This is a genomic window from Enterococcus sp. C50 (genome assembly GCF_040887505.1).
Lineage (GTDB): Bacteria > Bacillota > Bacilli > Lactobacillales > Enterococcaceae > Enterococcus_B > Enterococcus_B thailandicus.
The window spans coordinates 151,314-164,868 of record NZ_JBFOFW010000002.1; the positions used below are offsets into that span (position 1 = coordinate 151,314).

Sequence of the window (13,555 nt, forward strand, 5' to 3'; positions counted from 1 at the left end):
AACATGGAATTCTCAATTGATAATAATATCAATGACGGCGCAGTTATCAAAGTCATCGGTGTCGGTGGCGGCGGTGGAAATGCTGTAAACCGTATGATTGAAGAAAACGTTAAAGGTGTTGAATTCATCACAGCCAACACAGACGTTCAAGCATTAAAAAATTCAAAGGCTGAAACTGTTATTCAATTAGGCCCTAAATATACACGTGGTCTTGGTGCTGGTTCTCAACCAGAAGTTGGCCAAAAAGCTGCTGAAGAAAGTGAACAATCATTGCGTGAAGCTTTAGATGGCGCAGATATGATTTTTATCACTGCTGGAATGGGTGGAGGTACTGGTACCGGTGCTGCACCAATCGTTGCAGGAATTGCAAAAGAATTAGGTGCTTTGACAGTGGGAGTTGTTACACGACCATTTACTTTTGAAGGTCCTAAACGTGGACGTTTCGCTGCTGAAGGTATTGCTCGATTGAAAGAAAATGTCGATACATTATTGATTATTTCAAACAATCGTTTACTTGAAGTTGTTGATAAGAAGACACCAATGCTTGAAGCATTCCGTGAAGCAGATAATGTTTTACGACAAGGTGTTCAAGGAATTTCTGATCTAATCACTGCACCAGGTTATGTGAATCTTGACTTTGCTGACGTTAAAACTGTGATGGAAAATCAAGGAACTGCATTAATGGGAATTGGTGTTGCCAGCGGTGAAGAACGTGTCATTGAAGCAACGAAGAAAGCTATTTCTTCTCCACTTCTTGAAACATCAATCGATGGAGCAGAACAAGTATTGTTGAACATTACTGGTGGGCTAGACATGACATTATTTGAAGCACAAGATGCGTCTGATATTGTTGCCAATGCTGCTACAGGTGATGTAAACATTATCTTAGGTACATCAATTAACGAAGAATTGGGCGATGAAATCCGCGTAACGGTTATTGCAACAGGTATTGATGAGTCAAAAAAGGAGCGTAAGTCTAGCCGTCCAGCTAGACAACAAATGCAATCACAAGCTCAAAAACCAATCTTAGATATGGACCAAGCAAAACCAACTTCAACTGAAGATGAAAACAGCTTTGGTGACTGGGATATCAGACGTGAACAAAATGTCCGTCCTAAAGTTGAAGAATCAAACTTTGATAATGTTGAAAAAAAAGATTTTGATACATTCAGCCGCGAAGAAACAAAAGCGAATGACGATGACGAATTAAATACGCCACCGTTTTTCCGTCGCAAGCGATAAAGGAGAGGAAAGAGCACATGATTGCTGACAACTTGCAAGAAATTGAGCAAGAAATTCAGGATTCGTGTGCTCTTGTTCATCGAAATCCGAAAGAAGTTCAATTAGTTGCTGTAACAAAATCAGTTGATTCAGATACGACCAAACAACTTGTTGAAGCGGGTGTTCTGCATTGTGCAGAAAATCGTGTAGACAAATTATTACAGAAGAAGCAAGATTTAGTTGATTTTCCTGAAATAAAATGGCATTTGATTGGTAATTTACAGCGTAGGAAGGTAAAATTGATTGTAAATGAAATTGATTATTTTCATGCGCTGGATAGTTTGAAATTAGCAGAAGAAATCCAAAAGAGGGCTGAGAAAGAATTGGCTTGCTTTATTGAAGTAAATGTATCAGGTGAGGAATCCAAGCATGGAATTTCTCCAGATGAGTTGCTTTCATTTGTTGAATCTTTAGGTGATTATTCAAAAATCAAGGTAATTGGCTTGATGACTATGGCCCCCAAAGATGCTTCTGTTGAACAAATCCACAAAGTATTTGGAACACTTGAAGACTTACGTAACCTTGTCCATCAGCAAGGATTTGCTCATGCACCGTGTGAAGAATTAAGTATGGGAATGAGTCAAGATTTTCCGATTGCGATACAAGAAGGAGCAACATTTATCCGTGTAGGTACAGCGCTATTCAAGGACAAATAAGGGAGGAAGAGTCATGCCACTTTTAAATAGAGGAGCAATTGCTAATTTTTTCGGATTAGCCGATGAAGAAGAGTACGAATATCCAGATTTTCCTGAAACAAAAAAACAAACGGTGACTCAGTCACAAACACAAAAAACAGTAAAACCAACAGTTAATAAACCAACGCGTGAGGCAACTCAAACAGTTACCAATACTTCGCATTATGCGATACGTGAGGAAAAACCGACTGTTGAGCAAAAGAAAGTAATTGAGCTTCGTCAAGCTCCAACACGACCAGTGAAACAAGAAGAAAAGACTGCTCGTCAATCTTATGAACCGAAAACTAATTTGGCAAATAAAATCACAGTGATGGAACCACGTGCCTACTCAGAAGCAATGATGATTGCTAAAAAAATCATTGCTGGTGAAGCGACATTAGTGAACTTCCATTTAGTGGAAGAAAAACAAGCACGTCGCATTGTTGATTTCTTAACTGGAACAGTTTACGCATTGGATGGAGACATCAAAAGGGTTGGCGATGAAATGTTTCTTTGTACACCAACTGGTATGGAAATTGATAGTTCAACTGCTCAAACATTCGCAGATGCAAATATTTTTGATCTGTAAGAGGAGGAAGGACCATTTTAATTTATCGTTTGCTTAATCTACTTAATGATGCAGTTTATCTATATACTATTTTATTAGTTATTTATGCATTGTTGTCCTGGTTTCCTGGAGGGTATCAATCAGCTTTTGGAAAATTTTTATCCAGAATCTGTGAACCTTACCTTAGCTTGTTTGATCGATTAAATTTACGCTTTGGACCAATCGACCTTACAATCATGGTGGCAGTTATTATTTTGAATCTAGCTAGCCAAGGATTAACAATGATTATTGTTTCACTTTTATAGTTTTAGGAGGTGAGTAGTATGGATGAAAATATCTACCAACATTTTCGAACGGAAGAACGGACATTTATTGATTCGGTTGGCGATTGGATTGAGCAAGTACAAAGCCAATATGCACCGTACTTAACTGATTTCTTAGATCCAAGACAAGCTTATATTTTGGAAACTTTGATTCGCCAAGACAGTGAGCTGCGTTTTACGTTTTATGGTGGATATGAACAAGCGGAGAGAAAACGATGCTTGATTTATCCGGAGTATTACGAACCTACTGAAGACGATTTTGAAGTGAGCTTGTATGAGGTGCACTATCCTAGTAAATTTGCTAGCTTAAGTCATGGAAAAATATTAGGTACATTGGTAGGTACTGGCATTAAGCGTGCTTATTTTGGAGATATTATCTCAGATGGTGAACGATGGCAAATCTTTGTTGCAAGAGAGATTGAACACTTTGTTGTTGCTCAAATAACGAAAATTGGTAAAGTAACGGCTCGATTAGAACCAATTGCTTATACAGAGATGTTATTGCCAAAAGATAGTTGGACACAAGAAAGAGGAACAGTTACTTCGATGCGCCTTGATAGCGTCATTTCAGAAATCTATAATATTTCTAGGCAAAGGTCGAAACAATTGATTGAATCTGGTAAAGTGAAAGTGAACTGGACGGAAAACACACGACCAGATTTTATTCTTGAATTATTAGATATTGTTTCGATTCGTGGATATGGGCGAATCCAGATTCAAGAACTTGAGGGAAAAACGAAAAAAGAAAAATATAGGGTATTATTTGGTGTATTACGCAAATAAAACAAAGAGGTGGTTTATTCATGGCTTTAACTCCATTAGATATTCAAAATAAAACATTCCCAACAAAAATGCGTGGGTATAATCAAGATGAAGTAGATGATTTTTTAGATTTAGTTGTTCGTGACTATGAGGAAGCAACAACTAAAAATCGTGAATTAGAAAAAGCAATTAAACATTCTGAAGAAAAATTAGAGTACTTCAATGAATTAAAAGATGCATTGAACCAATCAATTATTGTTGCACAAGATACAGCAGATAAAGTAAAAACAAGTGCAAGCAAAGAATCAGAAGTTATTGTGACATCTGCTCAAAATAAAGCGGATGAATTAGTTGCTAATGCTGAAAAACGCGCACACCAACTAACAACTGATGCGGAAGAAAAAGCACGTCAAATCTTAACAGATGCGACTGAAAAAGCAAAACAACTTGCAACAGAAACGGAAGACTTGAAAAAACGGACACGTGTCTTCCACCAACGTATCAGCTTGATGTTAGAATCACAACTAGAACAAGTGAAGAGTCCTGAGTGGGATGAAATTTTACAACCATTCTCAAGTTATGTGAATGATAGCCACGAAGTGATTAAAGAAGTTTTGGCAAAACAGCTTGACAATGAAAATAATCCTGTTGTAAACTCAGAATCAGAAACGTTAGAGTCTCCAGCAGTTCAAACATTTGATACGAGAGAAATTGATCTCTCTGTTATTGCTGACGAAAACGAGTAGAACAGAAAAGCACTTTGAATTCTTTTAGCGAGCCAATGATAGTGTGAGTTTGGCAAGACCCTACAAAGTGAAAGATCCTCTACCTTAATTATTTCTGAAATAAAAGTAAGAAGTAACGGCTGACCTCGTTATTGGTCTCGAAGAAGTTACGTTTTTTGTAACTTAAATTTGGGTGGTACCACGGCATGTTCGTCCCTTTGGGATGCACGTGCCTTTTTTGCGTTTAGAAAAAATCAAAGGAGTGAAGTTCTTTTATGAAAATGAAAGAGACATTACAATTAGGAAAAACAAAATTTCCTATGCGTGGAAATTTGCCCAACCGTGAAGGTGAATGGCAAAAAGAATGGGAAGAAGTAGGGATCTACCAAAAAAGACAAGAATTAAATGAAGGCAAACCAAGTTTTATTCTACATGATGGACCTCCCTATGCGAACGGTAATATTCATTTAGGTCACTCTTTGAATAAAATTAGTAAAGATATTATCATTCGCTCAAAATCAATGTCTGGATTCCGTGCACCTTACGTTCCAGGTTGGGATACACATGGATTGCCAATCGAACAAGTATTAGCAAACAAAGGTATCAAACGCAAAGAAATGCCAATCACTGAGTATTTAGAAAAATGTCGTGAATATGCGCTTTCTCAAGTTGATAAGCAACGCGAAGATTTTAAACGCTTAGGTGTTGCTGGAGATTGGGCACATCCTTATGTAACATTAGATCCATCGTACGAAGCGGCACAAATTCGTGTGTTTGGAAAAATGGCAGAAAAAGGTTATATCTATAAAGGATTAAAACCAATTTACTGGTCTCCATCAAGTGAATCTTCTCTTGCCGAAGCTGAAATTGAATATAAAGATGTAAAATCACCATCAATCTTTGTTGCTTTTAAAGTGAAAGATGGCAAAGGAATCTTAGATGAAGATACGTCATTTGTTATTTGGACAACAACGCCATGGACTTTGCCAGCAAACCAAGGAATCGCTGTAAACGAAAACTTTGTTTATGTTCTAGTTGAAGCAGACGGACGCAAGTTTGTTGTAGCAAAAGATTTATTAGAAAAAGTTCAAGCTGAAATTGGTTGGGAAAATGTTACTGTACTGAAGGAAATCTCTGGTAAAGAGATGGAACTCATGACAGCACAACATCCTTTTTATGATCGTGAATCTGTAGTTATTTTAGGTGACCATGTAACATTAGAAGCAGGAACTGGTTTAGTTCACACTGCTCCTGGACACGGGGAAGATGACTACATTGCTGGGAATAAATATAAATTACCAGTTGTTTCACCAGTAGATTCTAAAGGTGTGTTTACTGATGAAGCACCAGGCTTTGAAGGCATTTTTTATGATAAAGCAAATCCAATGATTACAGAGTTGCTTGAAGAAAAAGGCGCGTTATTGAAAATTGAATTCTTTACACATAGCTATCCACATGACTGGCGTACAAAAAAACCAGTTATCTATCGTGCAACACCACAATGGTTTGCATCAATTGATGACTTCCGCCAAAACATTTTAGATGAAGTTGAAAATGTAGATTGGATTATCCCATGGGGCAAAACTCGTTTGTACAACATGATTCGTGATCGTGGGGACTGGGTTATCTCTCGCCAACGTGCATGGGGTGTACCATTACCAATTTTCTATGCGGAAAACGGTGAGGCAATCATTACACCAGAAACAATCGAGCACGTGGCAAAACTATTTGCAGAACATGGCTCAATCATTTGGTTTGAAAAAGAGGCGAAAGATCTTTTACCAGAAGGCTTTACACATCCTGGCTCACCAAATGGCGAATTTACTAAAGAAACTGATATCATGGATGTTTGGTTCGACTCTGGTTCTTCACATGAAGCTGTTTTACGTCAACGACCAGAATTATCATTCCCAGCAGATATGTATTTGGAAGGTTCTGACCAATATCGTGGCTGGTTCAACTCAAGTATTACAACGAGTGTAGCAATCAATGGTGTAGCGCCTTATCGCTCAGTTCTTTCTCAAGGTTTCACACTTGATGGTGAAGGACGCAAGATGAGTAAATCTTTAGGGAATACGATTGTTCCTGATAAAGTAATCAAACAATTCGGTGCAGATATTCTTCGTTTATGGGTGTCAAGTGTTGATTATGAAGCAGACGTTCGTGTTTCAATGGATATCTTAGGTCAAGTAGCAGAAGTATACCGCAAAATCAGAAATACAATGCGTTTCTTGATTGCTAATACAGAAGACTTTGATCCAAAACAAGATGCAGTTTCTTACAATGAATTACGTTCAGTTGATAAATATATGACCGTTCGTTTGAACCAAGTGATTAAAGAAATCCGTGATGAAGGCTATGAAAAATATAATTTCATGCATATTTATCGTACAGTGATGAATTTCTTAACCGTTGATTTATCTGCATTCTATTTAGATTTTGCCAAAGACGTTGTTTATATCGAGTCAGAAAATGACTATCAACGTCGTTGTATGCAGACTGTCTTCTACCAAACTGCTGTTGCATTAACAAAATTATTAACACCAATCATTCCTCATACAACAGAAGAAATCTGGTCATTCTTAAAAGAAGAAGAAGACTATGTACAATTGAGTGAATTGCCTGGTTATGAAGAATTTTCAAATCAAGCTGAATTGATGGATACTTGGGAAGCATTTATGGATTTCCGTGACAAAGTGTTGAAAGCTTTGGAAGAAGCAAGAAACGCAAAATTGATTGGTAAATCTTTAGAAGCAAAAGTAACGGTTTATCCAAATGAGCAAGTTCGTGAATTATTGACAGCAGTGGATGCTGATATTCCACAATTGTTGATTATTTCTCCTGACTATTTTGAAATTGCCTCTGCAGGAGAAGTTGCTCCAGCTGACGCAGTTGATTTTGAAGATGTAGCAATTTTAGTTGAAAAAGCAGACGGAGAAGTTTGTGATCGTTGTCGCCAAATCCGTAAAGATGTTGGTGTGGATGAAAAATTACCACACTTATGCGGACGTTGTGCCAAAATTGTTGAAGAAAACTATCCAGAAGCTGTTGCAGAAGGATTCGAATAAGAAAAGAGCAAGAGAAGAAAAGAACAAAAGAAAGAACTATCCATTTAGTTGGGTAGTTCTTTTTTATGTAAACTAACTAGACAAAAAAGAAGCACGTTTCTTATCAACTGTTGAGGATAAGAAACGTGCTTCTTTGAGTCAAAAGAGTTGTTAATTTAATTTTCCACGTTCACGGTACCAATGGTCGGGTTGCCAGATCCATTCAAAACCATCTTTTTCTAGAAGTTCGAATGCTTCATCAGGCCCCATTGAACCAGCTTTATAATTGGGAAAATCTGGCTGGATTTGATCCCACGTTTTACGAATTACGTCAACGATATGCCAAGATTGAGCAACTTCTTCCCAATGTGAAAAGTTTGTTCCATCACCATTTAAGGAATCTAAAAGTAATTTTTCGTAAGCTTCAGGACTATTTTCAACCATTTCAGCACTATTTCGAAAGGCTAACTTGATTGGTTCAGTATCAAACCCTTGTCCAACTTCTTTCCCATTAAGTGAAAGAGAAAAACCTTCTGTTGGTTGAATGTAGATGGTCAAAACATTTGGTGGAAGGTTTGTTTCTTCGCAAGCTTCATCAACAGAAGTTTTAAAAACATTGACGGGTACTTGTTTGAAGACCACGTTGATTCGGGTTCCTTTTTCCGTCAAACGCTTACCAGTTCGGATATAAAAGGGAACACCGGACCATCGAAAATTATCGATAGTGAATTTTCCAGCGACAAATGTTTCTGTTTCAGAATGTTCATCTACTTTATCTTCATCACGATAAGCCTTGAAACGTTGTCCATCCAATTCTCCAGCTGCATATTGTCCACGAACAAAGTTTTCTTTGACCTCATCTTCGTTATAAATCCGAACAGCTTTTAAGGCTTTGATTTTTTCTGTACGAATTTCTTTTTCAGAAAAGGCAACAGGAGGTTCCATCGCTAATAAAGCGACAACTTGTAGAATGTGGTTTTGCACCATATCTTTTAGTGCACCACTGTGATCGTAATATCCACCACGATCTTCGACACCAAGGCTTTCACCAAATGTGATTTGGATATTGTCAATGTAACGGTTGTTCCATTGTGATTCAAAGATATTGTTAGCAAAGCGAATAGCTGAAATATTTTGAATCATTTCTTTTCCTAGATAGTGGTCGATTCGAAAAATATCCTGTTCAGGAAAAACCTGTCGAATTTGTTGGTTCAAGTCAAAAGCAGATTGATAATCTGCACCAAATGGTTTTTCGATAATCAAACGATTGAAACCAGTCTCGGTAACGATTTTTTCTGATTTCAAATGTGTAACGATCGTTCCAAAAAATTGTGGTGCCATTGCTAAATAGTACACGCGATTCCCGCTGATTTGATATTTCTCATCCAATTCGTCCGCTAATTCTTTAAGGGTTTGGTAATGCGTAGAATCATTTACGTCATGTGACTGATAGTAGAAATGGTCAGCAAAGCGTTCAGCTTCTTCAGCAGTTGGGTTCAATGATTGAATCGTCTCTTTGACTACTTCACGGTAGTGTTCATCTGACCAAGGACGGCGCGCGGTACCAATCACTGCAAAGTGTTCGTTTAAATTCCCCTTTTTATAAAGGCGGAATAAGGAAGGGTACAGCTTGCGTTGTGCTAAATCGCCTGTACCGCCAAAAATCGTAAATAAAACATTTTTTTCATTTGACATGCAGATGTCCTCCTTTATAGTTTATCAACAAAAATGGTACTAGCCGCCTTGAAGCTGACGGAAATTTGTTTGGTTTCGTTCTTTATCGTAATCGGGCCTTCGTAAGCTGCGATATCAATGATTTCATATTCTTCATCAATATTTAGATCAATGGTTACAAGGTAGTCGAGTAGTTCTTTTTCATCTAGTACGCGAGCAATCCGAATGTGTGTGCCAAGTGGATAAGATTCTAATGTTTGGCGGCGCTCTTCATGAACAACTTGTTCTTTTTGTGGGATAATGCCGCCGTGAGGGCAATGCTTAGGATGATTCAAATAGTTTTCTAAACGATCTGCAAGTTGTTCTGACGTAACATGTTCTAAGACTTCAGCGTCATCATGTACTTCATTCCAACGATAATCTAAATGTTCAACTAAAAAAACTTCCCATAAACGATGTTTGCGAATCAAGCTACTAGCTTTATAAAGTCCCGCGGTCGTTAATTGTACGCCTTGGTAGGGTGAATGTTCAACTAATTGCTCTTTCACAAGTTTTGAAATCATTTCACTAACGGACGCCGGCGAGACATCCAGGCTGGATACGATTTGTTTATTGTTAACTTTGGTTGTATCGCCACCCAACTCTAAAATGATTTTTAAGTAATCCTCTCGATTTGGTGTCATGTTCGATCATCCTTTCATGGTAAAAACCATCAATAGTAAGTGTAACAAAAAAAAATGAAAATGACTATTTTTCTAAATGAAAAAATGAGGAATTTTTGTTCGCTCTTCACAAACAAAAACAGCTGACACAAATTGGTCAGCTGGATTATTTACCGGAATCAATTGAATTGTTTGAAGTGATTTTCTAGGTTATTTTTGTGACAAGAAAATTGAAATAAATTATTGCTCTTTTTTGCTCAAAACATATGAGATATCTTCAGCTTCATCATAAAATGTCATCGGCGATTGGTTCGTCAATACGAGATGGTAACCATATTGATCACGAACAACAAATTTTTGAGCATTTAATTCGATTAAGGTTGCTTGGATTGGTTGCTGATCTAAAACTAACGTGTATTCAGGAAGAACAGTTAGTTGATGCTTTTGCTGAAGGTGATCTTGAAAATACCAGGTGCGAACATAAGTTGTAACATCACTTGCTTTTTCTTGCTTTTTTTGTTGCCTTTTTTGAACAGCGACCCCACCGAGCAAGGTCAATAACGACATGCCAATCAGATACGAAATTCTTTTTTTCATCGAATCGCTCCTTCTTAACTAAATTAAACGGGGAAAGTTCGTAGTCATTTTTATGCTTACATTCATTCTACCGAAAAAAGGATAAAAATTCTCTAAGACTTTCGACTGGTTTTTCAAGTGTTTTTAGTAAAATTATGATAGGATACTAAATAGAAAGATAGGTGACAACAAGTGGATTATCAGCAAGTCGAGGTCGTCTCTTTTCTTGAACGACCCAATCGTTTTATTGCCTATTGTCAAAAAACAGACGGCGAGGTCATCACTGCTCATGTCAAGAATACAGGACGCGGAAGAGAAGTGTTTCTTCCAGGTGCGCAAGTTGCAGTGACTTACACGCCAAGTCCTAAAAGAAAAACAGATTATGATTTAATTGCAGTTAAGAAAAAAGACGCTTGGTTCAACATTGATAGCCAATTGCCTAATCAGTTAGCTGCTGAAGGAATTTTAAATGGGAAAATCCAGTTGCCTGAGCTGATGGGGGAAATTACTTTTTTGAAACGTGAAGTTGTGTATCATCATTCAAAATTTGATATCTATTTGGAAACTTCAACGAATCAAAAAATTTTTGTGGAAGTCAAAGGAATGACGTTAGAAAATTTAGCTGTCGGAGCATTTCCGGATGCGCCAACGACGCGAGGGCTAAAACATATTTTGGAATTAGTAGACGCACACAAAGAAGGGTACTTGACATATGTTTTGTTTATTGCTCAATTTGAACAATTAACAGTCTCTACGATTCATCAAGAGATGCAACCAGAATTTGCACTGGCTATTCGAGCAGCTCAAATAGAAGGCGTCCAAGTTCTTACGTATAATTGTTTGGTGAACGCGGATAGTGTACGATTAAAGCAAAGAATTCCTTTTGATCTGGATGCACCGTTTAAAAATCCAGTGAATGAAAATAATTAAAGAAAAGAGGACGAGAAAATGATTCATTTAGGTATTATTGGAACAAATTGGATCACACATCAATTTGTTGAAGCAGCTTTAAGTACAAAAAAATATGAACTAACAGCAGTTTATTCAAGAAAACTGGAAAAAGCGCAAGCATTTGGCGAAAAATACTCGGGTGATATTGAGTTTGCGACAGACTTAGTAACATTCTTTGGAATTGCCCATATGGATACCGTTTATATTGCTTCGCCAAACAGTCTTCATTTTGAACAGGCAAAACAAGCTATTTTAGCTGGTAAGAATGTAATCGTTGAAAAACCTGCATTCTCAACACCAAAAGAAATGGATGAAATCATTCATCTAGCGAATGAACAAAAAGTGTACTTCTTTGAAGCCGCTCGTAATATTCATGAAAAAGGCTTTAAAAAAGTTACAGATCACTTACCTTCAAAAGACGAAATCATTGGTGCGAACTTTAGTTATATGAAGTATTCTTCTCGATATGACCAAGTCCTAGATGGTGAAGAACCAAATATTTTCTCTCCTCATTTTTCTGGTGGGGCAATGATGGATTTAGGTGTTTATTTAGTTTATGCGGCAGTTGCTTGGTTTGGTATGCCAAAAGAAGTCCACTATTTTTCAAGAAAAATTTCGACTGGAGTCGATGGTCTTGGCTGGGGGATTTTACGCTATGATTCCTTTGATGTTGCAATTCAACCCGGAAAAATTGGCGATTCCTTTATGCCTTCTGAAATTTATTTTGATTCAGGAACCTTAGTTTTAAATGGGGTGAATGCGATTGAAAAGGCGGAGTTCCATGATCGAAATCAACAGGAAATCGTGGATTTAGCAATCCAAGTCGCAGAAAATCCAATGGTGGAAGAAGCGGCAGACTTTGCGAATGTACTCAATCATCGCGAAGATCGTGCATGGGGCTTATTGTATGAAGAATGGGTCGAATTAGCACGAAATGTGAACCAAGTCGTTTACGATTTAAGAAAAAATGGAGGCATCACTTTTGATGCAGATAATGAGGAAGAAATTTAATGAATGAATTTATACAAGCATTTCCTGAAAAATGGCAAGAAAAATGGACGAGTCAAGGATTTGAAGAACCTTCTTTGATTCAGCAAGCTGTTTTTCAAAAATTACGTGAGAAAGAAAGCTTAGTAGCAATCTCCCCAACGGGTTCTGGCAAAACGTTAGCCTATCTTTGGCCGTTACTACTCAATGTTCAACCACAAGCTGGTAGCAGTTTACTGATTTTGACTTCATCGCAGGAACTGGCAATCCAAGTAACGGAAGTTGCTCGTACATGGGCAGCTTTAGTTGATTTAAAAGTTCAATCGTTACTTGGCGGTGCCAATGTGAAACGACAAGTCGAAGGGCTGAAGAAAAAACCAGAAATCTTGGTAGGAACACCCGGGCGCGTTTTAGAATTGATGAAGGGGAAGAAACTGAAAGCACACCAAATCCAAACAATGGTATTTGATGAAGCAGATCAGTTATTTGATGAAAGTAGTGTTCAATTAGTGAAACAAATCTTGCATCAAGCACCAGTTGATTATCAATTAGCTTTCTTTTCTGCTACGGCAGATCGTTTGTTGGAAATGTTTGAAGAGATTAGTGGGAAACAGCTTCAAGTGGTAGATGTTTCCAAAGAAGACGAGTCAAGAAAGGGACTGCAACATTACTTTTTACGTGTTCCCGCACGTAAAAAAGATGATTATTTGCGTCGTTTGATGCATGTAGCTGGTTTTCAAGGATTAGTGTTCTTTAACCAGCTAAGTGAATTGGGTCTGATGGAAGAAAAACTAACATTCCGTGGTGTAACGGTGGGAAGTTTGGCTTCAGATCAAAATAAACTACTTCGAAAAGCAGCATTGGATTATTTCAAGGCAGGTAAAACAACAGCCTTATTGACAACAGATGTGGCTGCTCGTGGCTTAGATATTGCTAAACTACCTTATGTTATCAACGCGGAAGTCCCCTTCAATGTCGAAACATATCTTCACCGTTCAGGTCGTACAGGTCGAATGGGAAATGCTGGTACGGTCATTACTTTGGTTCAAGACAATCAGCTAAGAGATATGAAGAAAATCGCGCGTGAAGCAAACATCACGATGACCGAAATCTATTTGTATGGTGGGATGTTACATCATGAGCCTGCTGAAAAAGAAGAAAAAACAGAACGTCCACTAAAAAAGGTGAATCCAACAGTAGCAAAACACACAAAAATGCTTCCTGAAACAGAAAAAATCAACAAAAAAAACAAGAACAAGAAGAAAACAAAAAAGCAAAAAAATAAAGGAGCAAGGCGCAAATAAGCGCCTTTTTGTGTTATTATG

At 37.6% G+C, this 13,555-nt stretch carries 13 protein-coding genes; 10 read left to right on the forward strand and 3 right to left on the reverse strand.

Features of this window, described 5'->3' with window-relative positions:
- Positions 1–3: 3 nt before the first annotated feature.
- The 7 genes from ftsZ (at position 4) to ileS (ending at position 7,401) form a co-directional block, all read left to right on the forward strand.
- On the forward strand, positions 4–1,242 hold the full coding sequence (gene ftsZ / locus AB3I20_RS03230) for a cell division protein FtsZ (RefSeq protein ID WP_067480562.1): 1,239 nt from the start codon (positions 4–6) through the stop codon (positions 1,240–1,242).
- Between the two features lie 17 nt (positions 1,243–1,259).
- Entirely contained in the window at positions 1,260–1,937 is a 678-nt protein-coding gene (locus AB3I20_RS03235) for a YggS family pyridoxal phosphate-dependent enzyme (RefSeq protein WP_067480565.1), read from the forward strand.
- A gap of 13 nt (positions 1,938–1,950) precedes the next feature.
- Positions 1,951–2,544 (forward strand): cell division protein SepF, encoded by a 594-nt coding sequence (locus AB3I20_RS03240; protein ID WP_067480568.1) that lies wholly within the window; start codon positions 1,951–1,953, stop codon positions 2,542–2,544.
- A 14-nt stretch (positions 2,545–2,558) separates the two neighbouring features.
- On the forward strand, positions 2,559–2,828 hold the full coding sequence (locus AB3I20_RS03245; RefSeq protein WP_082294048.1) for a YggT family protein: 270 nt from the start codon (positions 2,559–2,561) through the stop codon (positions 2,826–2,828).
- Between the two features lie 18 nt (positions 2,829–2,846).
- Complete coding sequence (locus AB3I20_RS03250; RefSeq protein ID WP_067480574.1) at positions 2,847–3,629, forward strand: RNA-binding protein; 783 nt, start codon at positions 2,847–2,849, stop codon at positions 3,627–3,629.
- 20 nt (positions 3,630–3,649) lie between these two features.
- On the forward strand, positions 3,650–4,354 hold the full coding sequence (locus AB3I20_RS03255; protein ID WP_067480576.1) for a DivIVA domain-containing protein: 705 nt from the start codon (positions 3,650–3,652) through the stop codon (positions 4,352–4,354).
- Positions 4,355–4,608: 254 nt separating this feature from the next.
- Complete coding sequence (gene ileS / locus AB3I20_RS03260) at positions 4,609–7,401, forward strand: isoleucine--tRNA ligase (RefSeq protein ID WP_067480578.1); 2,793 nt, start codon at positions 4,609–4,611, stop codon at positions 7,399–7,401.
- Between the two features lie 150 nt (positions 7,402–7,551).
- Here the strand turns inward: ileS and zwf are convergent, their stop codons facing one another.
- The 3 genes from zwf to AB3I20_RS03275 form a co-directional block, all read right to left on the reverse strand.
- Positions 7,552–9,075, reverse strand: a complete 1,524-nt coding sequence (zwf, locus tag AB3I20_RS03265) for a glucose-6-phosphate dehydrogenase (protein WP_067480580.1) — start codon at positions 9,073–9,075, stop codon at positions 7,552–7,554.
- 14 nt (positions 9,076–9,089) lie between these two features.
- Positions 9,090–9,737 (reverse strand): metal-dependent transcriptional regulator, encoded by a 648-nt coding sequence (locus tag AB3I20_RS03270; protein ID WP_067480584.1) that lies wholly within the window; start codon positions 9,735–9,737, stop codon positions 9,090–9,092.
- Positions 9,738–9,956: 219 nt separating this feature from the next.
- Entirely contained in the window at positions 9,957–10,313 is a 357-nt protein-coding gene (locus AB3I20_RS03275; RefSeq protein ID WP_218657883.1) for a DUF4828 domain-containing protein, read from the reverse strand.
- Positions 10,314–10,484: 171 nt separating this feature from the next.
- Between AB3I20_RS03275 and sfsA the strand changes: the two genes are divergently transcribed.
- The 3 genes from sfsA to AB3I20_RS03290 are packed head-to-tail and all read left to right on the forward strand — an operon-like array spanning position 10,485 to position 13,534.
- Positions 10,485–11,222 carry a DNA/RNA nuclease SfsA gene (sfsA, locus tag AB3I20_RS03280; protein WP_218657882.1) on the forward strand — a complete coding sequence of 246 codons (738 nt, stop codon included), beginning with the start codon at positions 10,485–10,487 and terminating at the stop codon, positions 11,220–11,222.
- A gap of 18 nt (positions 11,223–11,240) precedes the next feature.
- A complete protein-coding gene (locus AB3I20_RS03285) occupies positions 11,241–12,254 on the forward strand; it encodes a Gfo/Idh/MocA family protein (protein WP_067480593.1) in 1,014 nt (337 codons plus the stop codon).
- Positions 12,254–13,534: a DEAD/DEAH box helicase gene (locus AB3I20_RS03290; RefSeq protein WP_368026932.1), complete on the forward strand. Its 1,281-nt coding sequence runs from the start codon at positions 12,254–12,256 to the stop codon at positions 13,532–13,534. The genes AB3I20_RS03285 and AB3I20_RS03290 overlap by 1 nt, the downstream gene beginning before the upstream one ends.
- Positions 13,535–13,555 lie beyond the last annotated feature (21 nt).

Excerpts from the sequence above, each read along its gene's own strand:
- AB3I20_RS03290 (WP_368026932.1), top strand. The coding sequence starts at position 12,254 with ATGAATGAATTTATACAAGCATTTCCTGAAAAATGGCAAGAAAAATGG.
- AB3I20_RS03250 (WP_067480574.1), top strand. The coding sequence starts at position 2,847 with ATGGATGAAAATATCTACCAACATTTTCGAACGGAAGAACGGACATTT.
- ileS (WP_067480578.1), top strand. The coding sequence starts at position 4,609 with ATGAAAATGAAAGAGACATTACAATTAGGAAAAACAAAATTTCCTATG.
- AB3I20_RS03270 (WP_067480584.1), bottom strand. The coding sequence starts at position 9,737 with ATGACACCAAATCGAGAGGATTACTTAAAAATCATTTTAGAGTTGGGT.
- AB3I20_RS03285 (WP_067480593.1), top strand. The coding sequence starts at position 11,241 with ATGATTCATTTAGGTATTATTGGAACAAATTGGATCACACATCAATTT.
- ftsZ (WP_067480562.1), top strand. The coding sequence starts at position 4 with ATGGAATTCTCAATTGATAATAATATCAATGACGGCGCAGTTATCAAA.
- AB3I20_RS03240 (WP_067480568.1), top strand. The coding sequence starts at position 1,951 with ATGCCACTTTTAAATAGAGGAGCAATTGCTAATTTTTTCGGATTAGCC.
- AB3I20_RS03275 (WP_218657883.1), bottom strand. The coding sequence starts at position 10,313 with ATGAAAAAAAGAATTTCGTATCTGATTGGCATGTCGTTATTGACCTTG.
- zwf (WP_067480580.1), bottom strand. The coding sequence starts at position 9,075 with ATGTCAAATGAAAAAAATGTTTTATTTACGATTTTTGGCGGTACAGGC.
- AB3I20_RS03235 (WP_067480565.1), top strand. The coding sequence starts at position 1,260 with ATGATTGCTGACAACTTGCAAGAAATTGAGCAAGAAATTCAGGATTCG.
- AB3I20_RS03255 (WP_067480576.1), top strand. The coding sequence starts at position 3,650 with ATGGCTTTAACTCCATTAGATATTCAAAATAAAACATTCCCAACAAAA.